The sequence below is a fragment of the Mesorhizobium sp. M0293 genome, assembly GCF_040321735.1.
In the GTDB taxonomy this organism is placed as follows: domain Bacteria; phylum Pseudomonadota; class Alphaproteobacteria; order Rhizobiales; family Rhizobiaceae; genus Mesorhizobium.
Genome location: NZ_JAMYSA010000056.1, coordinates 17,021 through 41,677 on the forward strand (window position 1 = coordinate 17,021; position 24,657 = coordinate 41,677).

The following is a 24,657-nucleotide window of genomic DNA, read 5'->3' on the forward strand; positions in this document are numbered from 1 at the left end:
TTGAACGGATTCAGGCGGCGCGCTTTAGGTCTTTGTTTTTATGCATGTCGTCTTCCCAAAACCGAGATCACTTTTGGGCGACATGCATTAGAAATCCCAAGGTGAGATCAGCTCAAGGTTGGCCGGACCGAAGTCGTTCAGGTTACGCGTCGCCAGCCGACCGCCATTCACGCGCACTATCGCTGCAATCATGCCATCGGGTGCCGACATGCCCCGGCCCTGGCGCGTCGCCGCTCCCATAATCTCGCCATAAGCCAGAGCCGCCTCCTCCGTCAGCCCAAAAATGCGACCGGCAAAGCGATGGCGCCATTGGGAGAGACCTTGCTCTAGGCGATCGGCACGCTCGTCAGGTCGTATCTTTTGGATGCCGAAAGCGATCTCGGCAATCGTGACCGTGGGAAGCGCCAGTTCGGCATCGTTGCGGACCAGCCAAGCCATGACAGCCGCGTCAGGCGCCTTTCTAAGGCTCTCTGAAATCACATTGGTGTCGACGAAAATCAAAGCTCCGGCCCTGTATGGACCTTGCGGCCTTCCCGGATGATTTCTTCCAGATCGATGTCGACGCCAACGCTTGCCGTCAGGCGAGAGTAGAAGGCGGATGCCGGTTCTCGCCCGGCCTCCCGAATCTCATAGGATTCAAGCGCGCGTTCGACAACATCAGCTATTGAGCGGTTTTCGCGACGAGCGAGTCGATGCGCAAGATCACGTGCTTTTGCGCTGCGGACGGAAAGCTGGGGTTCGGCCATTTCAAACTCCCTTTTGAGAAAGATAGCCTTTCCTGCGCCTGCCATCAAGATGGCAGTTGATGGCAGGCCATCACCTCAGCTCGATCTCGATGAAGGCATATTCACCGTCATTGGCGTTGATGACGTCGTGCTCGACGCCTTCCTTGCGGAAATAGGGTGCGCCCTTCTTCATCTCGGCAAAGGATTCGCCATCCTTGGTCAACAGCTTCACCTTGCCGTCCATCAGCGGCACGACGACATAGTCGTGGCCGTGGCGGTGCCAGCCGGTGTTTTCGCCCGGCGCGAAGCGATATTCGGTGACGATGACACGCTCATTGTCGATGAAGACGGTGGCCTTGGCGGATCCGGTCATTGGGTTCTCCTATCTCCCTCAAGCAGATGACATGGAGTGGCCGGACGCGAGGGCCAGAGCATGGCAGCGCATGACCCAGAAAATCGGAATCGATTTTCTGAAAGGATCATGCGCCAATCAAACTGCTACAGCGTCCTTTGCGCGTCCAAGGACGCGCGGCGCTGTAGATGACGCCAACAAAAAGCCCGGCGCGAGGCCGGGCTTGATATCAGGAATTTCAGATGGATCAGGCGAGGCTGCCGTTGATCCAATGCGACAGCGCGGTCTTGGGCGCCGCACCGACCTTCATGTCGGCCACTTCGCCGCCCTTGAAGATCATCAGCGTCGGAATCGAGCGCACGCCGAACTGCGCGGCAAGTTCGGGATTCTCGTCGATGTTCAGCTTGGCGATCTTGATCTTGGCACCAAGTTCGGTGGCGATGTCTTCCAGCGCCGGCGCGATCATCTTGCAGGGACCGCACCATTCCGCCCAGAAATCGACGACGACCGGTACGCTGGCGTTAAGCACATCGGCCTGGAAATTGCTCTTGTCGACCTTGACAGTGGTCATGCAGAAATCCTTTCGAAATTTTTCGTCGCACCAAATGTGGTGGTGATCGCGCCCGTCTTCAAGCAGGTGTTGTGTCACGCTCCCGTGAGTCGAGCAAGGGCGTCATCCATGGCACCGGTCGGCAGCTCGATCAGCCGCGGCGCCTCGGTGAACAGCAGGGCCGCCTTGACCGCGCGTCCGGGATAAAGCGGCTGCAACAAAGCGCGATAGAGCGCGAGCTGCAGGACATAAGCCGGCGGGACCTCGGCCAGAGAGGCGGGTGCCGGCCGGTTGGTCTTGTAGTCGACGATCGATACCGTATCCGGCGTCACCGCCAGCCGGTCGATCTTGCCGGAAATCGAGCGCTTTTTGCCCTTGACCTCCAGGCTGCCCATGATCGCGACCTCGGCACGCGACGACGGCGCAAACAGCGGACCGAAGCTAGCGTCGGCAAGGATGGCGGTCACCGAAGCCAGGGCTTTCTCCCGCTCCGACGGAGGCCATTCCGCACCGGTTCGTGCGAGATAGCGTTCCGCCGCGCCCTGGCGCTCGGGCTTGGCAATGCCGGGCAGCATTTGCAGCAGTTTGTGCAGGGCAAGCCCGCGCAGCACGGCAAAGCCCGGCTCGGCATCGGCGTCCAGCACCGGCGAGGCCTTGTCGACCACCGCTTCCTTGCCCTCGTCGATCAGCGCCGAGGCGCCGGATGGCGACAGCGGGCGCGGCAAGTCCTCGAAAGGCGGCAAGGGCCGGAACAGGCCTGTCGGCAAAGGCTCGAAAGCGTCGGCTTGCCGTGCCTGCTCGCTGGATACCAGTGCGACCGGCGGCAGCTTCGTGACATGGAACCGATGCACCGGCTCGCCGCCGGCGGGATGGAGACGTTGCTCGCTCTCTGGAGCGCCGAGCAGCGCTCGGCTGACGATAGAGTGCCAGGTGCCGGCGTTCGGTGCCCGCTTGCCGTGATAGCCGCAGACGATCAGCCGGTCCTCGGCGCGGGTCATGCCGACATAGAGCAGCCGGCGGTATTCGTCGTCGGCGAGTTCCCGCGCCCGCGCTGCCGCTGCTTTGGAAAAGCCGTTGGCGACGTCGCTGGCTGAGCGCCAGAGATAGCCCTTGCCGTCCCAATTGGCGCCGGAGCCATCGAAGGGCATCAGGCGCGGCAGATGCTGGTCGCTGAACGGGGCCGAACCGCCATCGACCAGGAACACGACCGGCGCTTCCAGGCCCTTGGCGGCGTGCACGGTCATGACCCGGACCTCGTCGCGGGTTTGGTCCATCTCGCGCTTGATCTCGGGACCGGCGTTTTCCAGCGTCGACAGGAACGCTTCCAGCCCCGGCAGGCCGGTCCGCTCCTCGGCAAGGCAGAAACTCAGGAACTCGTCGAGAATGTCACCGGCCTCAGGCCCGAGCCGCGCGATCATCTTTTTGCGCACGCCATCGCGCGCCAGCAGCCCGGCATAGAATTCGAACACCGGCTTGAAGGCGGCCTCGCTCGTCCAGGTATCGAGCCGGGCGACGACCGCCATCAGTCGCTCGCTGTCGCCGGCCTGGGCGCGCAGCGATGCGATCAACGACAGGCCGGGCGGCCTCTGCGCGGCGAGCGTGAACAGCGTCTCTTCAGGCAGATCGAAGATCGGACTACGCAGCACGGCGGCGAGCGACAAATCGTCCTGCGGCTGGATCAGGAGATGGCCAAGCGCGATCAGGTCCTTGACCGCTATGTGACCGGGCAAGCTCAGCCGGTCGGCGCCGGCGACCGGAATGTCGCGGCGTTTCAAGGCGCGAGTCAGCGCATGCACGAAGCGGTCGCGCTTGCGCACCAGCACCAGCACGTCGCCCGGCCGCAACCGCTTGCCGCTGCCTTCGATGATCTCACCGGTGCCGATCCAGCCGGCTATGGTGGCGGCGACGTTCTCGGCAACGCGCACCGCCGGCGCATGCGCGTGGTCGATGGCTTGCGTCCAGTCGTCGGGCTCGTCGACGACATCGGCGCCGACCGACGGCCAGACCTCGACATAGCCCGGCGCATCGGTGCGGATCGCCTTGTGGCTCAGCGGGTCGGGATCGTGACTGATGCCGCGCCGCACGAGGGGATCGGCGAAGACGCGGTCGACGGCGGCCAAAACGTCGTCGGTCGAGCGAAACGACCAGGTCAGCTTGAGGTCGGCGAAGGACGCTTCGGCGTCGCGCACTCGTCCCGCAAACAGCAGCCGGCTGTCGGCGAAGGAGTCCGGTGCCGCTCCTTGAAAAGAATAGATCGACTGCTTCTCGTCACCGACGGCGAAGACCGTGCGATGGACCCTGTCGCGGGCGCCGAAGCCGGCAAAGAACTCTTCCGCCAGCCGCTTCACAACCTCCCATTGATCCGGGCTGGTGTCCTGCGCCTCGTCGAGCAGGATATGATCGATGCCCTGGTCGAGCTTGTATTGCACCCAGGGGCCGGCATCGGGCCGCGCCAGAAGGTTGACGGTGCGGGTGATCAGGTCGTTGAAGTCGAGAAAGCCGCGGCTGCGCTTCAGCACTTCATAGCGAGCGATCAGCCAGTCGGCGATGGTCAGCGCGGCAACCGTGCCTTCCAGCATCCGGAACAGGGCCAGCCGGTCAACGGTTTCAACGATCGTGTTGGCCGCCGAGAGGTAGCGTTCCGCCAGATCCGGCAGCCGGTCGACCAGCGCCTTCTTGAAGGCCTTGGCCGGGTCATAGGCATCGCCATCGGTCTTGAGGAAGGCTCTTGCGAGCAATTGCAGGCGGCGAATGGGATCGCTTTCGGCGAAAGCCTGGCGCGCATAGGGCAGGATGTTGTTCAGCACCGCTCTCGCATCGGTGGCGTCGGCGGCCTGGGCGAAGCCGGCAAAATAGTCCGGCAGGAAACCCGGCAGCGGCCAGGCCGATGCCGCTATGCCTTCGGCGGTCTGGCCGGGGCGGAAATGGAATTCGTCGAACAGCGCCTGGAAGCGCGTGCCCTCGCGCCCGACCGCGTCGATGAAATTGCGCAAGCCGTCACGCTTGCGCACGATCTCGCCCAGCAAGGCGTCGAGCCCGGCTTCGCCGCCACGGTCGAGGATGGTGGCAAAGGCCTCGGCCAGATCCCTGTCGCCGGCGGCGGTTCCGGAGATCATGTCGCGACGCGCGGCGGCAAACAGCGATGCCTCCATCTGGCCGTCGAGCATCTCGAAATGAGCTGGGATGTTGGCTTCCAGCGGGAACTGGTGCAGCACCGATTCGCAGAAGGCGTGAATGGTCTGGATCTTCAGCCCGCCGGGTGTTTCCAGCGCCTCGGCGAACAGGCGCCGCGCCCGGCGCATGGTCTCGATATCGGGCCGACGCTCTTCCAGCGCCTCGACCTTCGACGCCAGATCCGCGTCACCGAGCGTCGTCCATTCCGACAGTGTCGAGAACACCCGATTGGACATGTTGGCGGCGGCGGCGCGCGTGTAGGTCAGACACAGGATCTTCGACGGATCGGTGCCGCGCAGCAGCAGCCGGATTACGCGCTGGGCCAGCACATGGGTCTTGCCGGAGCCGGCGTTCGCCGAGACCCAGGCGGAATTCTGAGGATCGGCCGCGCGGGCCTGGCTGGTCGCGGTGTCGCTCGGGATGGGATAGGCCTTCTTCATGCCTCCCCTCCCTCGTCACCGGCGTCGCCGCCGGCCGACCATTCAAGCACGCGAGCGAGATGGTCGTAGTCGCCATCGGTCTCGCCTTCGCGAAACGGCAGCGCGCGCGACAGATAGCCCGTCGCCGGGTCGGCATAGTGGATCAGAAGCTTTTCCAGCCGCGCCCAGGCCTCTTCGGCAAGATCTGTGGCGGTCCGCGGCTGGCGGTTGTGTTCGAGGATGGACTCCTCGAACACCTCGCCATTCGGCTTCAACCTGATGAAGGCCAGTTGCGAGGGTTCGCGCGCGCCCAAATCCTTGAAGGCGCCACGCCTGAGCAGTGCGCCCTCCAGCGCCAGCTGCGGCGCCAGCAGCGTGTGCGCCTGCGCCTTGGACGGCGAGGAGCCGGTCTTGTAATCCAGTATGTCGGCCATGCCGCCGGCCAATAGGTCGACGCGGTCGGCGTAGCCGGACAGCGTCACACCGGACTGGCCGACGACGGTCTTGCCGGCGCGCTCCTCGGCATGTCGCCGTATCACCGCGTCGGCGCGCGTGCGCTCCCACTCGATGATGTTGGCGGCGAGTTTTTCAAAACGCGGCCACCACACCGCCTCGACATCGGCCGGAAGTGCGGCTTCGGCAAAACAGGCGCGGCCGGCTGATATGAGGCCGGCGAGCGCATCTGGCGCGCGCGGATCGGCGACGCGCGCCGAGAACAGATGCAGGATGGCATGGAACAGCGTGCCGCGCTCGGCCGCACCGGGGTCGCGGATGACCGGATCGAGCGGCATCAGGCCGAGGATCCGTCTTGCATAGACGGCGTAGGGATCCCGGCGCAGGGTCTCGATCTCGGTGACCGAGAAATGGGTTGGGCGCACTGACAGTGGCGGTTTCGGCTGTGGCCGCGGCGCGAAATCCTGCCTTGGGCCGGTGTCGAGCGAGCGCGCCCAGGCGAGCAGTTCGTCGCCGCGGCGGCGTATCTCTAGCCCCTGGTCCTTACCGATGAAGGTGAGCAGACGCTGCAACCAGCGCGACGGTACGGCGGGCGCATCGCCGGCGCGCGCCGAGCGGGACAGCACCACCTTCTTCGCCCCCATGGCCATCTGGAAATCATGCGCGGCGAGGCCGATGCGCCGTTCCGGCGGTTCGAGGTCGATACCGGTCTTCATCAGCCGCGACATGAAGCGGTCGCTCTCTGGCTTGCGCGGCCACACGCCCTCGTTGAGCCCGCCGATGACCAGCGTATCGACAGTCTGCAAGCGCGCTTCCAGCGCGCCCCAGATGGCGATGTTCCTGTCGGTGCCTTGCGCCGGCTTGACAGTTTCAGGCGCGATCAGTGCCGCCATCACGTCTGGCCATTCGCTCGCCGCGAAAGACAGCGATGCGGAAGCCGCGACCAGCCCGCGCAGCAGTTCGGCAAGCCTTTCGCCCGCGTCACCGGCATAGAGTTCTCCAAGACCGCCATCGGCGGTGCGGCCGAGATTTTCGAGTGCGACGACGCTGGCCCCGACCAGCGCGGCAAGGTCGGCGTCACCTTGGCTCCGGAAAGCCGCAAGTGGCGCCAGTGCTTGCGTGAGACGGTCCAGCAAATTCCGCGCGCTTTCGATGGCGCGCACGGTCAACCGGGAAAACCAGAAGGGCGGCCGGCTGCCGCTGCCCAGGCCGGTGAGGCGGGCCTCGAATAGTTCCGGCAGCGAAACGATATCGGGGCGGCCTGTGCCGCCGCGCAGCGCCACCAGTTCGACCAGTTCCGCCGCATGGCGCACATCAGCGCGTTCGAGGCCGAGGCCAAGCAGCGGATGCTTGAGCAGCGATAAGAGGCCAACCGGATCGCCCGGCCGGAACACCGCTTCGAGCGCCAGCCGGAGCAGACTGGCCGGCGGGGTGTTGGCGAGCGAGGTTCCGCCGGAATCGTCTGCGACGACGCCGAAGCGCTGGAGCTCGATCGAGACGCGCCGCGCCAGCGCGCGGTCTCCGGTGACGAGAGCCGCCCTTTGGCCTGATACTTCGACCGCGCGCTTCAGCGCGACGGCAATGGCGACGGCTTCATCGCGTTCGCTGGCCGCTTCGAGCAAGGTCACGCCGGCGAAGGCCCCGGCGATGTCGGATGCTGAAAAGCCGTCGCGCGTCTCGGCCCACAATTCGGTGGTCTCGGCCGGCCGCAACGCTTCGCCGACAAGAGCGGCGCGAAGCGCAAGTTGCGGTTCGGCCGCGCCGATCTCCTCGACATCGCCGCGCAACACGCCGATCTTGCCGATCAGCCTGGCGAGGCCATATTGGGGGTGGCCGAGCACGGCCGGACGGGCGCCGGGCGCCGCGATTGCCTGGAAGGACGCTTCGTCCAGTGTCCGGTCAAGGCCGGGCAGCACGATGGCGCCGCCGGGCAAGCGCGCGATCGCGGCAAGCAGTTCGGCGGTGGCCGGTATCGAGCCGGTCGAGCCTGCGGCGATGACCGGTCAAGCGGGCGGATTGCGCTGCAGCCGCGCTGCCTCGGCGCGGATCAGCGCGCTGCGATGTGCGGCCGGGTTTGAGCGATCGCTCTCGGCAAGGAATTTCGGCCAGGCTTCGGTGACAATGCCGAGGAATTCGAGCGTCACCTGCCACCATCCGGCAAGGCTGCCGGTTACCAGATCGGTGAGTTTGGCCCAGTCCGTGCCTTCCGTCTCAATCTCATCCATCAGCCCCGCGAGATCGCGCGCCAGCCAGATCGCGTCGGCGGTGGAGGCCGGGATGACGATCTCCTCGGCGAAGAGGGCGGCGACATGCGCCGGCAGCCTGCGTTTCCAGGCGCGCCCCAGCGGCGTCAGCAGCAACAGGCGTTCGGCAGCGGCGATCGGTGGTGCGAGGTCGATGGCGGCCGCTGCCTCGGTCTCGAATACGGCCTCGTCCTCGTCGAATTCGCCGAGTGGGCGGATGACCGGCAGGATCGCCGAACCGCCGCCGCCGCGTGCCGCCAGGCTGTCGACGAAGACACCCCGCAAGGCGCGCGCGGCGCGGCGAGTCGGCACATAGATGGTGACATCGGCCAGAGCGAGCGGGTCGCCGTCGAAGCGAAAGCCCGGAACGAGGCGGCCGGCAAGCAGCGCCTCGGCAAGCGTCGGCAGAAACGGCGCTCCGGGTGGAATTGAGAAAACGCGGCTTGAGCCGCTCATTGCAACTCGGCTAGCGCGCCGGCGACCGCCGCTTCAGCGAGCGCAATGGCATCGGGTGTGCCGACGGTGATCCAGTGGCCATGCATCGGCATGCCGAACAGGCGCCCGGCAGCAATGGCCGTGTCGAAATAAGCGTTGAGCGAGTGCGGCCCGGCCGGTGCATGCCTGAACAGGCGCGGATGGACGATCGCCGCGCCGGCATAGATCAGGCCCGCCGGATCGCCTTTTGAACGCCGCAAGCCACCATCCGGCGCCACCAGGAAATCGGTGCTGCCGCAGTGTCCGGTCGCCTGATGGAGATCCGCCAGCATCAGCAGAATATCCATTTTCGCTGCGTCCCATGCAAGGGCGAGGCGCTTGAGATTGAGAGGACCGTCGTCGATCCAGAACGTGTCGGCGTTGAGGATGTAGAAGGGCTGCCCACCCAGCTCCGGCAAAGCCTTGACGATGCCGCCGGCGGAATCGAGCAGTTTCTCACTCTCATCGGAGATAACAATCTTCGGCGACTGGCGCGCCGCGACATGGGCGACGATCTGTTCGGGAAAATAATGGACGTTGACCACGGCCTTGCCGACACCGGCGGCGGCCAGGCTGTCGAGGCTCCAGTCGAGCAATGTCTTGCCGGCGATCTGGACCAGCGGCTTGGGAATGGTGTCGGTGATCGGCCGCATGCGTTTGCCGAGCCCGGCGGCAAGTACGATGGCGGTGTCCGGTTTTGCTGTCACAGCGCTCGCTCCTCCAGCAAACCGTTGGCGTTGTAGAAATCCCGCAGGCTTGCCAGCGCCGGATGAGACAAGGCCCGGCGCAGATAGTCACGAATGCGCGGCAGGTGTTTTAGATAATAGGGCTTGCCGTCGCGCTTTTCGAGACGAACGAAGATGCCGAGGATCTTGGAGTTTCGCTGCGCCGCCATGATTGCGTAGGATTCCAGGAAACTTGCTTCGTCGAAAGCACCGGCTGCGTGGCGCACCGCGATATAGGCATCCAGCGTCTGTTTCTCGATCTCGGGTGACATGGTGACGCGCGCGTCCATGGCGAGCGAGGCGACATCATAGGCGGATGGGCCGATCAGCGCATCCTGGAAATCGACGATGCCCAGCCGATCATGCCCGGAACGGTCGCCACGCCAGATGATGTTGGGCGAATGGAAATCACGCAGCATCAGTGTGACTTCGCGGCCGTGCAGCCGGTCGAGAAGCACGTTCCATTCCTTGTGGTAGCCGGCGCGCAACCTGTCGCTTGCCGGGCTGCCCGATATCGCCGGCACGTACCAGTCGACCAGCAGATCGGCTTCGATCATCATGGCATCGCGGTCGAAAGGCGGCACTTCGTGGAAGCCGCCCAGCCCTGTTTCCAGGCGTCGCGGCCAAGTCCTGCCATGCATCATGGCCAACAGCTCGGCCGCCGCCGCGCAGCGCTCCGCCACCGGCTGGCCATCGCTGCCGAGAAACCCTTCCGAACCCAGATGTTCGAGAAGCAAAAACCCCTGCTCCTGGTCCTCGGCATGGATTTCCGGAACGCTGACGCCGCCGGCCTTCAAGGCACGGTCGATGGCGACGAAGGCCGAGACCGACTGGGCGGTGTGAGCGATTTCGGCATAGGGCCTGCCGTCGCGCACCGGCGGGCCGAGGACCAGCCGGGGCGAGTTCATCAGCACTTGCGGCTTCCGGTCCGGCAGCGAAACGATCTCATAGGAGCGGGCCGAGGCATCGCCGATGAAATGGCGGCGCTGCGCTTCCCCCCAGCCAGCGTTCACGAGAAAGTCGCGCATAGCCAGCGACCGTGCCGCCCGGTCGAAGGCAGCATCCTGCCCCGACAGCCGCGCCAGGCGGCCGTCGCCATGCTGGACGAGTTCGATCAGGACCGTGGTTTTCGGCAGATAATCTTCCGCCCGTTCCGGCCATTCGACCAAAGCAGCGCCTTGGGTCAGGGCTTCGTCGAAGCCGAGCTCATCGATCTCGGCCGCCGAGGACAGGCGGTAGAGATCGAAATGATGGACCGGAATGCGGGTGTCGTAGCTCTGCACCAGCGTGAAGGTCGGGCTCGGCACATCGAGGCCGGCATCGTCGGCCAGGGTCCTGATCAAGGCTCGGGCGAGCGTGGATTTGCCGGCACCGAGATCGCCCTTGAGGGCAAGCACATCACCCGGGCGTAGCGACAGCGCGAGATCCTCGCCCAGCCGCGCTGTCTGTGTCTCGTCGGCGAGTAAACGCTCCAGCACCAATTCGGTCATCGAGCGCGCTACTCGGCCGCGGCGCGGATGCCCGGCATGTCGGGAAAGGTGCAGATGACGGTCGTACCCTTGTCCTTGCCGGTTTCGATGCGAACGCTGCCGCCATGCAGCTCGACAAAGCTCTTGACGATCGACAGGCCGAGACCGGCGCCGCGCCGGCGGCCGCCATTGGCGCGCGGCTCGAAACGGCGGAACACCGAATCGAGCACATCGGGCGGCATGCCGGGGCCGTCGTCATGAACCGAGAATTCCACCCCGTCCGCCAGATGGCGGCAAGTGAGCCGGATGGTGCTGGCTTCCGGCGCGTAGTTGGCGGCGTTGCTGAGCAGATTGTAGAGGATCTGGCGGACACGGATTTCGTCGCCGTGGAACGTCTTCGGCGCGGCAGTGGCGTCGACCTCGAGCCTGATCGAATGCTCTTCCAGCCGGTCGGCCACCAGTTCGGCCGCGGCCGCAATGGTGCGATCGACCTGCACCTCGGAAATGTCGAGTTGCATGATGCCGGCGTCCACCGTCGCCAGGTCGAGGATATCGTTGACGATGGTGAGCAGGACCGAGGAAGACGAGCTGACATGCTCGACATATTCGCGCTGCTTCTGCGTCAGCGGACCGGTCGTGGGCTGCGACAGCAGTTCGGTGAAGCCGATGATGTTGGTCAGCGGCGAGCGCAACTCATAGGAGACGTGCTGGACGAATTCGTTCTTGAGCTGGTCGGATTTTTGCAGCGCCTCGTTCTTGTCCTTCAGCGCCCGTTCGACATGGACGCTGTCGGTGACATCGACGAAGGTCATCATCACTTGCCCGTTGGGCAACGGGATCATGGCGTAGCTCAGCACGTTGCCGTTGTTGAGTTCGGTCTGGCCGTGGCGGTCGCGGCGCTCGTCGTCGAACCCGGTGACGGCCGCCACGAAGCCTGGCCAGGGACTGTCCGCCGCCTGCCGGTCGCAAAGGTCGCGGATCGTGGACACGTGGACATTGGCCTTGGCCGCTTCGCCGCTCAAACCCCAGAGCGTGGCAAAGGCGGGGTTCGACAGACGAAGCCTGCCGTCGGGGCCGAACACCGCCACGCCTTCGGCAAGATTGTCGAGCGTCTCGCCCTGGACGCGCACCGCCGTCTGGTAGCGGCTTTCGAGGTCCATCTTCTCGGTCAGGTTCTCGAACACCCAGGTCACGCCACCCTTGGGCTGCGGGTTGGCGACGACGCGGATGGTCTTGCCGTCCGGCAGATGCCACCAATGTTCCTGGGATTCGACAGCGCGATAGGCGCTGAGCAGGCCTTCCTTCCAGCGGCGCCATTCAGGTTGCTCGGCGATCTTGCCCTCGCTGCGCAGCCGGTCGAGCAGCAGCGCATTGTCGGGAGCACTGTGCAGGAAGCCGCTGTCGAGGCCCCACAGCTTCTGGAAAGCCTGGTTGAAGAACCGAAGCTTCTCGTCGGTGTCGAAAATGGCGACCGCCGTATTGAGCTGGTCGAGCGTGTCGGCATGGCTCCTGACGGTCCGCTCGTATTCGCCGCGAACCGTCTCGATAGCGCTGGTGTCGCAAGCAAGACCGGCCGAGCCATCGCTGCCGGCGAAATCGGTGACCGCGAACACACGGCGATCGCCTTCGATCACGGTGGAAAGCGACTGTTCGAAGACCGGATGCGTCTTGTGCTGGGCGGCAATTGCGTCGCGTGCCTGGCCGCCGAGGAACTCTTTTGCCTCCCGTACCGCGGCTTCGGCATTTTCAGCCTCGACCGCATCGGCATAGGCGCGGTTGACCCACTTCAGCCGCCCATCCTCGCTGCGCAGCCAGGCTGGCATGTTCAGCGCGTCGAGCAGGCCGATCATGGTGTCATGGTCGGCGGCCAACCGCTGGTTCTCGATCTTCAGCCTGGCTTGGCTGCGCTGCGTCTCCGAAAGCGAGACGAAGCGCACGAGCACATGCGCCGCACTCTTGCGGCCATGCACTTCGAGCGGCGCGCCGGCCTGCGATTCGATGACGAGGTCGAAGGGTTTCGCCTTTTCGCGCAATCCCGCAACGGCATGTTCAAGCGCCGCCGCCGAACGCGGCATCAGCCAGCGGCCGAAAGCAAGAAAAGCCGCCCTGTCCTCCGGAGCGCCGCTTTCGACGGGCAATGTGCCGATGAGTTCGGGCTTCTTGTTTTCCGCGGCCCAGACGACCACGCGCTGGTCGCGCAGATTGAGCAGCGCCTCCGAGCGGCGGAGCGCCGCGTTGATGTCGGCGAGGCGGCTCCTGAGCTCGACATTTTCCGCCGAGGTGCGGGCTCTTTCGCGGATGAGGACGATCGCCGATATCAGCGCAGCACCCGTCACACCGACAAACACCGCAAGCTGCATCACCTCGACGGCGCTCATGGAAAATCCGGCGACGGCGGAACCAGCGGTTTCGGCATGCGCGACAGCACCGGCCAAGGGGCCGGCAAGCGCGGAGGTGGCAAGGAAGATTGACGCGCGGGCGCGCCAGGACAGGCTTCCGTTTTGCAAGGCGGAGCCGGTGATCCTCGAATCGTCATGGCCGCCGGAAACGGCCCGTCCCGCTCTGTGCGGGTGTTGCCCCGGCATGTCTTGGTCCTCTCCGCCGCCTGAATGCAAGACCGCCCTGATGCGCACCTCTCTTGAACCCCTCTCGGGCCGGAAGCATCGCCGAATCACCTGACAATAAACCCTCGCCGAATCGGCGTGAAGGCTGATGGCGCGCAAAAATAAAGCCGGGCGAAAAGTCAATCGCCCGGCCTCAATATCTGGTAGTAATTTTAGCTTTGGTTAATAGCGGTAGTGTTCCGGCTTGAACGGCCCCTGCTGGGTGACGCCGATATAGGCGGCCTGCTCACCGGACAATTCGGTCAGGCGGGCGCCAAGCTTGTCGAGATGCAGGCGCGCGACCTTTTCATCGAGGTGCTTGGGCAGGACGTAGACCTGGTTCTCGTACTGGCCGGGCTTGGTGTACAGCTCGATCTGGGCCAGCACCTGGTTGGTGAAGGACGCCGACATGACGAAGCTCGGGTGACCGGTGGCGTTGCCCAGATTGAGCAAACGGCCTTCCGACAAAAGGATCATCCGCTTGCCGTCCGGGAAGGTGATCATGTCGACCTGCGGTTTGACGTTGGTCCATTTCAGGTTGCGCAGCGAAGCCACCTGGATCTCGTTGTCGAAGTGGCCGATGTTGCCGACGATCACCATGTCCTTCATCGAACGCATGTGGTCGAGGGTAACGACATCCTTGTTGCCGGTGGTGGTGATGACGATGTCGGCGGTCGGAGCCGCGTCTTCCAGCGTGACGACTTCAAAACCGTCCATCGCCGCCTGCAGGGCGCAGATCGGATCGACCTCGGTGACCTTGACGCGGGCGCCGGCACCCTTGAGCGAGGCCGACGAGCCCTTGCCGACGTCGCCATAACCGCAGACGACCGCGACCTTGCCGGCCATCATCGTGTCGGTGCCGCGACGGATGCCGTCGACGAGCGATTCCTTGCAGCCATACTTGTTGTCGAACTTCGACTTGGTGACCGAGTCGTTGACGTTGATGGCGGGGAAGGGCAGCAGGCCCTTCTTCTGCAGCTGGTAAAGCCGGTTGACGCCGGTCGTCGTCTCTTCGGTGACGCCGCGGATCGCCGCCTTCTGCTTAGTGAAGAAGCCGGGCGAGGCCTTCAGGCGCTTCTTGACCTGGGCGTAGAAGTACTCCTCCTCCTCGCTCTGCGGGTTGGACAGCACGTCCTCGCCGGCCTCGGCGCGCGCGCCGATCAGAATGTACATGGTGGCGTCGCCGCCATCATCGAGGATCATGTTGGAAAGGCCGCCGTCGGTCCACTGGAAGATCTTGTCGGTGTAGTCCCAGTACTGCTCGAGGCTCTCACCCTTGACGGCAAACACCGGGATGCCAGCCTCGGCAATGGCCGCGGCCGCGTGATCCTGGGTCGAGAAGATGTTGCAGGAGGCCCAGCGGATATCGGCGCCGAGCGCCTTCAGCGTCTCGATCAGCACCGCCGTCTGGATGGTCATGTGCAGCGAGCCGGTGACGCGCGCGCCCTTGAGCGGCTTCTTGTCGCCGAATTCCTCGCGGCTGGCCATCAGGCCCGGCATTTCGGTTTCGGCGATCTCGATTTCCTTGCGGCCCCAGCCGGCAAGCGAGATGTCGGCGACCACATAGTCCTTGCTACCCGTCATGGTAGTACTCCCTGCGAATGTTGTGCTGCGAATTGGTAGCGGATGCGCCCACGCCGGCCGGCGCGTCGAAGGGCGCGAATTGCCGGCCTGACTAGCAGATCGGGGCGAAGACGACAATGGGATATAAAGAAATCTTTATTCGTGCATGTCTCTCGGACATGCATTTGCGATGCACCGGATCAGCTTTCCTCGCCGAAACGAGACGCCACCAGCTGCTCAAGGGCGTCGATGACCTGCCGGGCCTCCGGTCCGCTGGCGGTAACACGGATCGAGTAGCCGGGGCTTGCCGCCAGCATCATCAGGCCCATGATCGAGGTGCCGCCGACTTTGACGCCGTCCTTCTCGACATGCACCGAAGCGTCGAAACCGCTGGCCAGCTGGACGAACTTCGCCGAGGCGCGCGCGTGCAGGCCGCGCTGGTTGATGATGGGAAAGTCCCTGGTGATCGTATCTTTGGCAATATGATCTTTTTCCGGGTACAGCGCGTTCATTTGCTGCTCAAAAGCTGGCTGGCGACATTGATGTATTTGCGGCCGGCCGCCTGAGCCTCGTCGAGGGCGGCCGCCATATTGTCGCCCTTGCGGATCGAGGAGAGCTTGATCAGCATCGGCAGGTTCATGCCGGCGATCACCTCCGTGCGGCCCGATTCCATCACCGAGATAGCGAGATTGGAGGGCGTGCCGCCGAACATGTCGGTCAGCACGATGACGCCTGTCCCGGTGTCGACACGGGCAACCGCATCGACGATGTCGCGGCGACGCTGCTCCATATCGTCGTCGGCGCCGATCGCCACGGTTTCGAAATTGTCTTGTGGCCCGACGACATGTTCCACGGCATGTCGAAACTCGGCGGCCAGTTGACCGTGCGTTACAAGCACGAGTCCGATCATTCTTTGGTGGCTCCCGTCATCGCCGCTTCACAGGCGCATATTATGCTCGCCAGCCATTCCTGGCGGCGGGAGCGCTATCTTGTCGACGCGCGGCCCGTTGACAAGCCCAAAATTGCGCAGGCCCATGCCATTTTGACGCATTGCAGCAAAAAAGCCGGGGCGGATCATAGAAAAGGCGCGATCGACAGCCGCGCCATCACGGCCGGCAAGGCCGTGGCAGCGTTACGCTCGGCGAGGTCGATACGCGGCACCGGGCAGCCTGCGACCGGCTCGCTGATTTCCTCCTGGAAACGGGCCATCTCTGCCTTGGGCACCAGCCTCACATGCAGGTCGATCACTCCGCCCGGCTCAAACGGCAGCGGGCGCGGCATGAACCCAGGTACTTCGGCGAGACCGGCGATGGTCGCCGGCACGCGACAGACCAGCCGCCCGGCGCGGGCCGCGGCAAGCAGCCTGTCGTCGCCGATCAGCCGCGAGAACAGCCCGCGCGCGCGGCAATGGTCCAGGAGTGTCAGCGCCAGCGTCGTCTTGCCGGCGCCGGACGGCCCGGTGATAAGGACGCCGCGCTCGCCGATCAGGATCGCGGTTCCGTGAATGTTTTCAGGCTGTGCAACTGAATCAGGCACGATCTTGCACGATCATGTTTTTGGATGAAGCATGATGATCTTGTCCGAAAACCGGTTTCCACTTTTCGGGATCATGCTTCGGCCGGCAGCGTCACGACAAAGCGCGCACCCTTGATCTCGCCGGGTTTGGTGCCCGGGATGTTCTCGGCGGTCAGCGTGCCGCCATGGGCCTCGACGATCTGCCTGGATATCGACAGGCCAAGGCCGGAATTCTGGCCGAACGCCTCGCCGGCCGGCCGGTCGGTGTAGAAGCGTTCGAAGATGCGGTCGATGTTGTCGGCGCGGATGCCGGGACCATTGTCGTCGACGGTGACAATGTTGAACTTGCCGGCGCGCGCCAGCGACAGGCCGATGTGGCCATGGTCCTCGGGAACGAAGGAGCGGGCGTTCTCGATCAAATTGGTGATGACCTGGCCGATGCGCAGATCATGGCCAACGACGAAATAGCCTTTGACGCCTTGCGGCAGTTTGGCGACCTTGAACTCGATCTCGACCGCCTTCTTGTTGCGCGTGGCTTCACGCGAAACGGCGACGAGATCGGTGATGAATTTCTTCAGGTCGACGTTCCCGGCATCTTCGCGCGCGAGCTCCGCATCAAGGCGTGAGGCGTCGGAAATATCGGTGATGAGCCGGTCCAGCCGCCTGACATCGTGCTGGATGATGTCCATCAAACGGCCGCGCGAATCGTCGTTCTTGGCCAGCGGCAAGGTTTCCACCGCGCTGCGCAGCGACGTCAGCGGGTTCTTCAATTCATGCGACACATCTGCCGCAAAGCTTTCGATCGCCTCGATGCGGGCGTAGAGCGCGTTGGTCATGTCGCGTATGGCGATCGACAGATTGCCGATCTCGTCCTGGCGGTCGGAAAAGTCGGGGATTTCCTCACGGCTCTTGACGCCGCGCCGCACCCGCACGGCCGCCGCCGACAGCCGGCGCAGCGGATTGGCGATGGTGGAGGCGAGCAGCAGCGACAGGATGGCGGTGACCAAGGCCGCGATGCCGAAGACGCGCAGGATGGCCTTGCGCTCGGCGGCAACGATCTTGTCGATGTCGCCGCCTTCGGTCGACAGCATCAGCACGCCAAGAACGGCGCGGAAGCGCTGGATCGGCACCGCCACGGAAACGATCTGCTCGCCCTGTTCCGAGACGCGAACGATGGTAGACGGGCTGCCGGTGAGCGCCTTGACCACTTCCGGGAAGGCGGCGCCATTGCCGCCCGGCTGCTCGTGATAGACCGGCAGCTCGGTGTTGCGGAAGAAGTCGAAGACGAATTTCTGGATGCGCTCGACCAGGTCGGGCTCTTCCTCTTCGACCGGCGGCAGGTCGTAGCGCAGGATCTGGCCGCGCGAATAGAGATGGCGCGAATCGAGCAGCAGATTGGCGTCGCGGTCATAGATGCGGGCGCGGGTCCGGGTCGGCGAGATCAACCTTCTCAGCACCGGCGCGACGCGCTCCGGGTTGATCGGGAAGTCGAGATTGTCGAGTTGGTCGGAGCCCGGTCCCAGGCTTTCGCCGGCCTGCAGCTCAAGCAGCTTTTCCGGGTCGATGCTGATCGAGTCCGTCTCGACCGTCGCCGACGCGGCGATCGCGCCGGCGATGATCTCGCCCTGGGTCATCAGGCTTTCGACGCGGGCGTCGATCAGCCCGTCGCGGAAGGTGTTGAGATAGAGGATGCCGGTCACCAGGACGGCAAGGCCGGCAAGGTTGAGGAAGAGGATACGCCGCGTCAGGCTGGAAAAGATATGATGGCCGAGGAAGCGGCGCATCGGCACCGTGATCTTCGACACGAAAGACGGCATGATCCGCGACGGCCGCCTGGAGGCGCCCGCCGGTCTGCTTCGCTGTGCTTCCACTGCCATCGAATAGCAGTCCCTGCTAACTTACGCTTCGCGGAACCGGTATCCGACTCCGTAAAGGGTTTCGATCATCTCGAAGTCGTCGTCGACGGCCTTGAACTTCTTGCGCAGCCGCTTGATGTGGCTGTCGATGGTGCGGTCGTCGACATAGACCTGTTCATCATAGGCCGAATCCATCAGCGCATCACGGCTTTTTACGACACCGGGACGCTGCGCCAGCGAATGCAGGATGAGGAATTCGGTGACCGTGAGCGTCACCGGCTCGCCCTTCCAAGTGCAGGTATGGCGCTCCTGGTCCATGACAAGCTGACCGCGCTCGAGCGAGCGGGCCGCTTGGCTTGGTGTCTTGGCCGCGGCTTCGCGGGCACTGGCACGGCGCAGCACGGCGCGCACCCGCTCGACCAGCAGACGCTGCGAGAACGGTTTGCGGATGAAATCGTCGGCGCCCATCTTGAGGCCGAACAATTCATCGATCTCGTCGTCCTTGGAAGTCAGGAAGATCACCGGGAGGTCGGACTTCTGGCGCATCCGGCGCAGCAGTTCCATGCCGTCCATGCGCGGCATCTTGATGTCGAGGATGGCAAGATTCGGCGGGCGTGCCGCCAATCCTTCCAGCGCTGACGCACCATCCGTGTAGGTCTCGACGCGATACCCCTCGGATTCGAGGGCGATCGACACCGATGTCAGAATGTTGCGGTCGTCATCGACAAGCGCGATTGTTGCCATTTCAAGCGGCTCCCTCATGAGCTGTCCCTTCTTTCGTAGAAGGGGCTTTTGCAGGACAAATTAGGTACAAAATGTGGCATAGGCCTTGTCCGCTGTCACGCGCGGCTTGCCGGCGGCCACAATCCTACCTCGATATGGATTGGACGAACGAACATCGCCAATCCTTTGGGCAACCGCGAAACTTTTTGCACATATAAACGATTTAAACAACTTTCAAAATATTTAAATCGATTAATGATTTGATATCATTTGGCTTTTCTGGTTCTGACCATTTCAGCCTGCGGTGCGGGCTTGCCGGAAACGTGCCGGCAAAGATGCGGCAAATCCAGAAGGGACACCCATGTCGGAAGTCGGCAAACGCAATTCCGCCTGCGCGATCGATCATATCGGCCTGAAAACCACCGGCATGGTGCGCTATAATTTCGGTGCAGCCGCGCTTTATGAGGAATCGATCCGGCGCGGCGAAGCCCGGCTGACCGCACATGGCGCGCTGGTCGCCGAGACCGGCCAGCACACCGGCCGCTCGCCCAAGGACAAGTTCGTCGTCCGCGACGGCGCCACCGAGCCGCATATCTGGTGGGACAACAACAAGGCGATCTCGCCGGCCCAGTTCGACACGCTGCTTGCCGATTTCCGGGCGCATGCCGCGGACAAGGATCTTTACGTCCAGGATCTGGTCGGCGGCGCCGATGAGGAGCTGAAGCTGCCCACCAGGGTGATCACCGAGTTTGCCTGGCACTCGCTGTTCATCCGCAATCTGCTCATCCGTCCGAATGCGGCCGAACTTGAGCATTTCGTGCCCGAGATGACCATCATCGACCTGCCGTCCTTCCGAGCCGATCCCGTCCGCCACGGCAGCCGCACCGAAACGGTGATCGCCGTCGATCTCACGCGCAAGATCGTGCTGATCGGTGGCACCTCCTATGCCGGCGAGATGAAGAAGTCGGTGTTCACCATGCTCAACTATCTGCTGCCGGCGAAAGGCGTGATGCCGATGCATTGCTCGGCCAATGAGGGTGCGGCCGGCGATGCCGCCATCTTCTTCGGCCTGTCGGGCACCGGCAAGACGACGCTCTCGGCCGATCCCTCGCGCACGCTGATCGGCGACGACGAGCATGGCTGGGGGCCGCACGGCATCTTCAATTTCGAAGGCGGCTGCTACGCCAAGACGATCAAGCTGTCGGCGGAGGCCGAGCCGGAAATCTTTGCCACCACGCAGCGCTTCGGCACCGTGCTGGAAAATGTCGTGCTCGATGTCCATGGCGTGCCGGATTTCAACGATGGAAGGCTCACCGAGAACACACGCTGCGCCTACCCGCTGGATTTCATCCCCAACGCCAGCAAGACCGGACGCGCCAACCATCCCAACAACATCATCATGCTGACCGCAGATGCCTTCGGCGTGATGCCGCCGATCGCGCGGCTGAGCCCGGCGCAGGCGATGTATCATTTCCTGTCCGGTTACACCGCCAAGGTGGCCGGGACCGAAAAGGGCGTGACCGAGCCCGAAGCGACGTTTTCGACCTGCTTCGGTGCCCCCTTCATGCCACGTCATCCATCGGAATACGGCAATCTGCTGCGTGAACTGATTGCACGCCATGGTGCCGATTGCTGGCTGGTCAACACCGGCTGGACCGGCGGCGCCTACGGCACCGGCAAGCGGATGCCGATCAAGGCGACGCGGGCCTTGCTTGCCGCCGCACTCGACGGCTCGCTGAAGACGGCCGAGTTCCGCACCGACCCGCATTTCGGTTTCGAGGTGCCGGTGGCGGTTCGCGGCGTCGACAGCGCCATTCTCGACCCGATGATTCTGGACCCTCGGGCGACCTGGGCGGACAAGGCCGGCTATGACCTGCAGGCGACAAGACTGGTCGGCATGTTTGCCGTCAACTTCGAGAAATTCGAAAGCCATGTCGACGCCGTGGTGCTGGGTGCCGCGCCGCGCATGCAGGAAGCGGCGGAGTAATCACGCCATCCGGCTCGGCTATCGTTGAAAGGCCCGGTTTCGATCGGGCCTTTTCTTTTTCGATCCGCCGCGCCATGACTGCGGCATGGCGAACGACGACAACATCATCATATCCGACGATGCGGTGATCTACCCGGGCGACCTGCACGAGGACTTCATCCGTTCGTCCGGTCCGGGCGGCCAGAACGTCAACAAGGTGGCGACAGCGGTGCAACTGCGCTTCGACGCGGCCAACGCGACGGGCCTGTCGGAGCGCGTGCGCGAGCGGGCGATCAAGCTTGCCGGCCAGCGCGCCACCAAGGACGGTGTCATCGTCATCGAGCCAGGCCGCTTCCGCACCCAGGAACAGAACCGGGCGGACGCACGCGCACGGCTTACGGCGCTGGTCGCCAAGGCCGCCGAACCGCCGCCGCCGCCGCGCAAGAAGACGCGGCCGTCGAAGGGCGCCGTGGAGCGGCGGCTGAAGAGCAAGGCCGGACGCGGCACGATCAAGAAACTACGCGGCCGGGTGGAGAACGATTAAGCACCACACCAATAACGCGCTCAAAACGACTTCCCATTTCGCATCGCAGATGCAAGGTTCCCTCATTGCCACAGCAAGGGAGACCAAAGATGGGCATGTTCGATTTCGTCAAGAGCGTCGGCAAGAAACTGGGCATCGGCGGCGACGAAGAAGCCGCACCCACGGCCGATACACTCAAGAAGGAGCTCGATTCGCACAAGCTCGGCACCGATGGCGTCGAGGTCGTCGTCAAGGGTGATACGGCAGTACTCAAGGGTGTGGTCAAGGACCAGTCGATCTTCGAAAAGGCGGTCATCGCCGTCGGCAACACGCTTGGCGTCTCCAAGGTGCAGGCGGACGAATTGCAGGTCGCGCCAGAGGCCGGCAAGACCGCGGCCCCAGCCAAGGAACCCACCTTCTATACTGTCCAGAAGGGCGACAATCTCTGGAAGATCGCCGAGAAGAGCTACGGCAAGGGCAAGGGTGTCAAGAACACGGTCATCTTCGAGGCCAACAAGCCGATGCTGACCCATCCCGACAAGATCTATCCGGGCCAGGTGCTGCGGATACCGGACCTGGCCTGATCGGGGCGAACTGCGAATTAGGCATGAGCGGCGGCTTTCGGGTCGCCGTTTTCATTCGATCGTGACATTTTACGGTTCCGAACTCTTCGCGAGGTGACCGAATCCGTGCTTGTCCTGCCCAAAGGCGTCCGCCACATGCCGGCTTACCTGTCACGCAGCGTGCAGGAAGCGCTGGTCGAGGAGGTGAGAAATATCGTGCAGCAGGCGCCGCTGTTCGTGCCGGCCATGCCGCGCACCGGCAAGGAGATGAGCGTTCGCATGACCAATTGCGGCCCGCTCGGCTGGGTCACCGACAAGGAGCAGGGCTACCGCTACCAGCCGACCCATCCGGTGACCGGAGCGCCATGGCCGCCAATCCCGGAGGCATTGCTCGAGCTGTGGCGGCAGGTCTCTGGCTATCCGCATCCGCCTGAGGCGTGCCTGGTCAATTTCTATACGCCGGAAGCAAAAATGGGCCTGCACCAGGACCGCGACGAGGCCGATTTTTCGGCGCCGGTGGTTTCCGTCTCGCTCGGCGACGACTGCCTGTTCCGGGTCGGCCAAGTGACGGGCGAGGGGGCGACGCGCGATGGTGCCACCAAGTCGTTCCGACTGAAAAGCGGCGATGTCGTGGTGCTCGGCGGCGAGGGGCGGCTGTGCTTTCACGGCGTCGATCGGATCTATCCCTCGACCTCGGCGCTGCTGAAAAATGGCGGCCGCATCAACCTGACGCTGCGACGGGTGACGAAGCCGGCCGTCACAGCTTCCTGAGCGCCACTTCCTCAACGAGATGGTCGGCGCCCTTGCGCAGGATCAAGTCGGCGCGGGCCCGCGTCGGCAGGATGTTTTCGCGCAGATTCTTCAGATTGATGTTCGTCCACAGGCCTTCGGCGATGGCGCGCGCCGAACCCTCCGAGAGCTGCGAATAGCGGTGAAAGAAGGAGTCCGGGTTGCGGAAGGCGGTCTCGCGCAGCCGCATGAAGCGGGAGATGTACCAATTGTGGATCAGCTTCTCGTCGGCGTCGATATAGATGGCGAAGTCGAAGAAATCCGACAGGAAGGGCACGATCTTGCCGTCCTGCGGCAGCTTGCCTGGCTGCAGGACATTGATGCCTTCGAAGATCAGGATGTCGGGCCGGTCGATGGTGACGAACTCGCCGGGAATGACGTCATAGGTCAGGTGCGAATAGACCGGCGCGCGGACATCGGGCAGCGCCGACTTGATGCCCGAGAGGAAGCGCAGCAGCGCGCCGACGTCGTAGCTGTCTGGAAAACCCTTGCGTTCCATCAGGTTCTCGCGGCGCAGCACCTCGTTGGGCAGCAGGAAGCCGTCGGTGGTGATGAGGTCGACCTTGGGGCTCGACGGCCAACGCGCCAACAGCTCCTTCAACACGCGCGCCGTGGTCGATTTGCCGACCGCGACGGAACCGGCAATGCCGATGATGAAAGGCGTCTTGACGATGTCCACCGCGTTGAAGAAGGCCTGGCGTTGCCTGAACAGCAGCTGGCTCGCCTCGACATGCGCGGACAAAAGCCGCGACAGCGACAGATAGATGCGCTTGACCTCTTCGAGGTCGATCGGGTCGTTGAGCGAACGCAGGCGGCGGAATTCGTCCGCGCTCAGCGTCAATGGCGTGTCGGCGCGGAATTGCGACCATTGCTCGGCGGAGAAGAAACGAAAGGGGGAATATTTCTCGGTTGGCGCGAGCTGATCCATCGAGATACCTGCCCTCCTCGCGGTCAGCCCTTGGGCCGTGACGCCTTCTCGGCGATGCCCGAACGCCTGGTGCGGCCTTCGAGTTCCCTAAGCACCTCGCTCAGCGGAACCCCGGAGAGGCCGAGAACGACGAGCCAATGATATACAAGATCGGCACTTTCCGAAACGAGGGCCTGCTTATCGCCCTTGACGGCGGCAATGACAGTCTCGACCGCTTCTTCACCGAGCTTCTGCGCCGCCTTGTCGATGCCGCGCGCAAACAGGTTTGCGGTCCAGGAGTCCGGATCACCGGAATGGGCGCGTTCCCCGATGATCTTTTCCAGGTCGGATAGCGAAAACTCTGTCATGACCGTCATCTATCTGCTTGTTTAAGCATGATCTTTTTCCGAAAACCGGTTCCCATTTTTCGGGATCATGCTTTAGGACCGATTACCGAGGGAGTCCAGCCGCATCGGCAGCCCCGCGGCGGCCATATGCGCCTTGGCCTGCGCTATCGTGTAGGTGCCGAAATGGAAGATGGAGGCCGCCAGCACCGCGCCGGCATGGCCATCGCGAATGCCTTCGACCATGTGATCCAGCGTGCCGACCCCGCCGGAAGCGATCACCGGCGCGCGCACCGCGTGGGCAATGGCGCGGGTCAGTGCGATGTCGTAGCCGGCCTTGGTGCCGTCTCGGTCCATCGACGTCAGCAGGATCTCGCCGGCGCCGCGATCGACCATCAGCCGAGCGAATTCGACCGCGTCGATGCCGGTCTTCTCGCGCCCGCCATGGGTGAATATCTCCCAGCGATCGGCCTCGCCGGTGCCAGACACCTTCTTGGCGTCGATGGCGACGACGATGCACTGGTTGCCGAACTTGTCGGCCGCCTCGGCGACGAAATCCGGGTTCTTCACCGCCGCCGTGTTGATCGACACCTTGTCGGCGCCAGCCAGCAGCAGCTTCCTGATGTCGGCGACCTGGCGCACGCCGCCGCCGACGGTCAGCGGCATGAAGCATTGTTCGGCGGTGCGGGCGACGATGTCGAAGATGGTCTCGCGATTGTCC

The 24,657-nt window shown here is 63.9% G+C and carries 21 protein-coding genes and 1 pseudogene; 4 read left to right on the top strand and 18 right to left on the bottom strand.

Going from position 1 to position 24,657, the window contains the following annotated elements; genetic code table 11:
- Nucleotides 1-87: 87 nt before the first annotated feature.
- From NKJ06_RS20870 to NKJ06_RS20940, 15 genes and pseudogenes are all read right to left on the bottom strand, one after another.
- Nucleotides 88-501 carry a type II toxin-antitoxin system VapC family toxin gene (locus NKJ06_RS20870; RefSeq protein WP_352630668.1) on the bottom strand — a complete coding sequence of 138 codons (414 nt, stop codon included), beginning with the start codon at nt 499-501 and terminating at the stop codon, nt 88-90.
- Nucleotides 498-746 (bottom strand): type II toxin-antitoxin system VapB family antitoxin, encoded by a 249-nt coding sequence (locus NKJ06_RS20875; protein ID WP_352810481.1) that lies wholly within the window; start codon nt 744-746, stop codon nt 498-500. Before NKJ06_RS20875 ends, NKJ06_RS20870 begins: the two co-directional genes overlap by 4 nt.
- A 70-nt stretch (nt 747-816) precedes the next feature.
- Nucleotides 817-1,098: a cupin domain-containing protein gene (locus NKJ06_RS20880; protein ID WP_352810482.1), complete on the bottom strand. Its 282-nt coding sequence runs from the start codon at nt 1,096-1,098 to the stop codon at nt 817-819.
- A gap of 226 nt (nt 1,099-1,324) precedes the next feature.
- Nucleotides 1,325-1,648 (bottom strand): thioredoxin, encoded by a 324-nt coding sequence (gene trxA, locus NKJ06_RS20885; RefSeq protein WP_023761143.1) that lies wholly within the window; start codon nt 1,646-1,648, stop codon nt 1,325-1,327.
- Between the two features lie 74 nt (nt 1,649-1,722).
- Entirely contained in the window at nt 1,723-5,241 is a 3,519-nt protein-coding gene (gene addA / locus NKJ06_RS20890; protein ID WP_352810483.1) for a double-strand break repair helicase AddA, read from the bottom strand.
- Nucleotides 5,238-8,372 (bottom strand): annotated as a pseudogene (addB, locus tag NKJ06_RS20895) (double-strand break repair protein AddB). The gene addA and the pseudogene addB overlap by 4 nt, the downstream one beginning before the upstream one ends.
- Entirely contained in the window at nt 8,369-9,097 is a 729-nt protein-coding gene (locus tag NKJ06_RS20900) for a nucleotidyltransferase family protein (protein ID WP_352810485.1), read from the bottom strand. The pseudogene addB and the gene NKJ06_RS20900 overlap by 4 nt, the downstream one beginning before the upstream one ends.
- Entirely contained in the window at nt 9,094-10,605 is a 1,512-nt protein-coding gene (tsaE, locus tag NKJ06_RS20905) for a tRNA (adenosine(37)-N6)-threonylcarbamoyltransferase complex ATPase subunit type 1 TsaE (protein WP_352810486.1), read from the bottom strand. Before tsaE ends, NKJ06_RS20900 begins: the two co-directional genes overlap by 4 nt.
- 8 nt (nt 10,606-10,613) lie before the next feature.
- Nucleotides 10,614-13,169: a sensor histidine kinase gene (locus tag NKJ06_RS20910; RefSeq protein WP_352810487.1), complete on the bottom strand. Its 2,556-nt coding sequence runs from the start codon at nt 13,167-13,169 to the stop codon at nt 10,614-10,616.
- A 201-nt stretch (nt 13,170-13,370) separates the two neighbouring features.
- Entirely contained in the window at nt 13,371-14,771 is a 1,401-nt protein-coding gene (ahcY, locus tag NKJ06_RS20915) for an adenosylhomocysteinase (RefSeq protein ID WP_352630652.1), read from the bottom strand.
- Between the two features lie 179 nt (nt 14,772-14,950).
- Nucleotides 14,951-15,262 (bottom strand): HPr family phosphocarrier protein, encoded by a 312-nt coding sequence (locus tag NKJ06_RS20920; RefSeq protein ID WP_352630650.1) that lies wholly within the window; start codon nt 15,260-15,262, stop codon nt 14,951-14,953.
- The gene (locus NKJ06_RS20925; protein ID WP_056589309.1) at nt 15,259-15,660 is read right to left on the bottom strand and encodes a PTS sugar transporter subunit IIA; all 402 of its coding nucleotides are present in this window, start codon (nt 15,658-15,660) and stop codon (nt 15,259-15,261) included. Before NKJ06_RS20925 ends, NKJ06_RS20920 begins: the two co-directional genes overlap by 4 nt.
- Before the next feature lie 164 nt (nt 15,661-15,824).
- The gene (locus NKJ06_RS20930) at nt 15,825-16,286 is read right to left on the bottom strand and encodes an HPr kinase/phosphorylase (RefSeq protein ID WP_352630647.1); all 462 of its coding nucleotides are present in this window, start codon (nt 16,284-16,286) and stop codon (nt 15,825-15,827) included.
- A 71-nt stretch (nt 16,287-16,357) separates the two neighbouring features.
- The gene (locus tag NKJ06_RS20935; protein WP_352630646.1) at nt 16,358-18,142 is read right to left on the bottom strand and encodes a sensor histidine kinase; all 1,785 of its coding nucleotides are present in this window, start codon (nt 18,140-18,142) and stop codon (nt 16,358-16,360) included.
- Between the two features lie 21 nt (nt 18,143-18,163).
- Nucleotides 18,164-18,865, bottom strand: coding sequence for a response regulator transcription factor (locus NKJ06_RS20940; protein ID WP_352630644.1), 702 nt, complete (start codon nt 18,863-18,865; stop codon nt 18,164-18,166).
- Between the two features lie 340 nt (nt 18,866-19,205).
- Here NKJ06_RS20940 and NKJ06_RS20945 point away from each other — a divergent pair, with 340 nt between their 5' ends.
- The 4 genes from NKJ06_RS20945 (at nt 19,206) to NKJ06_RS20960 (ending at nt 22,667) form a co-directional block, all read left to right on the top strand.
- On the top strand, nt 19,206-20,831 hold the full coding sequence (locus tag NKJ06_RS20945; RefSeq protein WP_352630642.1) for a phosphoenolpyruvate carboxykinase: 1,626 nt from the start codon (nt 19,206-19,208) through the stop codon (nt 20,829-20,831).
- A gap of 85 nt (nt 20,832-20,916) precedes the next feature.
- Nucleotides 20,917-21,354 (top strand): alternative ribosome rescue aminoacyl-tRNA hydrolase ArfB, encoded by a 438-nt coding sequence (gene arfB, locus NKJ06_RS20950; protein WP_352810490.1) that lies wholly within the window; start codon nt 20,917-20,919, stop codon nt 21,352-21,354.
- 89 nt (nt 21,355-21,443) lie between these two features.
- Nucleotides 21,444-21,917, top strand: coding sequence for a peptidoglycan-binding protein LysM (lysM, locus tag NKJ06_RS20955; RefSeq protein ID WP_352630638.1), 474 nt, complete (start codon nt 21,444-21,446; stop codon nt 21,915-21,917).
- A gap of 105 nt (nt 21,918-22,022) precedes the next feature.
- Nucleotides 22,023-22,667: an alpha-ketoglutarate-dependent dioxygenase AlkB family protein gene (locus NKJ06_RS20960; RefSeq protein ID WP_352630636.1), complete on the top strand. Its 645-nt coding sequence runs from the start codon at nt 22,023-22,025 to the stop codon at nt 22,665-22,667.
- On the opposite strand, the gene coaA is transcribed toward NKJ06_RS20960, so the two are convergent.
- The 3 genes from coaA to hisF all read right to left on the bottom strand — a co-directional run.
- Nucleotides 22,654-23,613, bottom strand: coding sequence for a type I pantothenate kinase (gene coaA, locus NKJ06_RS20965; protein ID WP_352630634.1), 960 nt, complete (start codon nt 23,611-23,613; stop codon nt 22,654-22,656). The genes NKJ06_RS20960 and coaA overlap by 14 nt on opposite strands.
- Before the next feature lie 23 nt (nt 23,614-23,636).
- Nucleotides 23,637-23,960, bottom strand: a complete 324-nt coding sequence (locus NKJ06_RS20970) for a phosphoribosyl-ATP diphosphatase (protein WP_352630632.1) — start codon at nt 23,958-23,960, stop codon at nt 23,637-23,639.
- Nucleotides 23,961-24,032: 72 nt separating this feature from the next.
- Nucleotides 24,033-24,657, bottom strand: a 625-nt coding sequence (hisF, locus tag NKJ06_RS20975; protein ID WP_352810492.1) for an imidazole glycerol phosphate synthase subunit HisF, incomplete at its 5' end; no start/stop codon positions are given.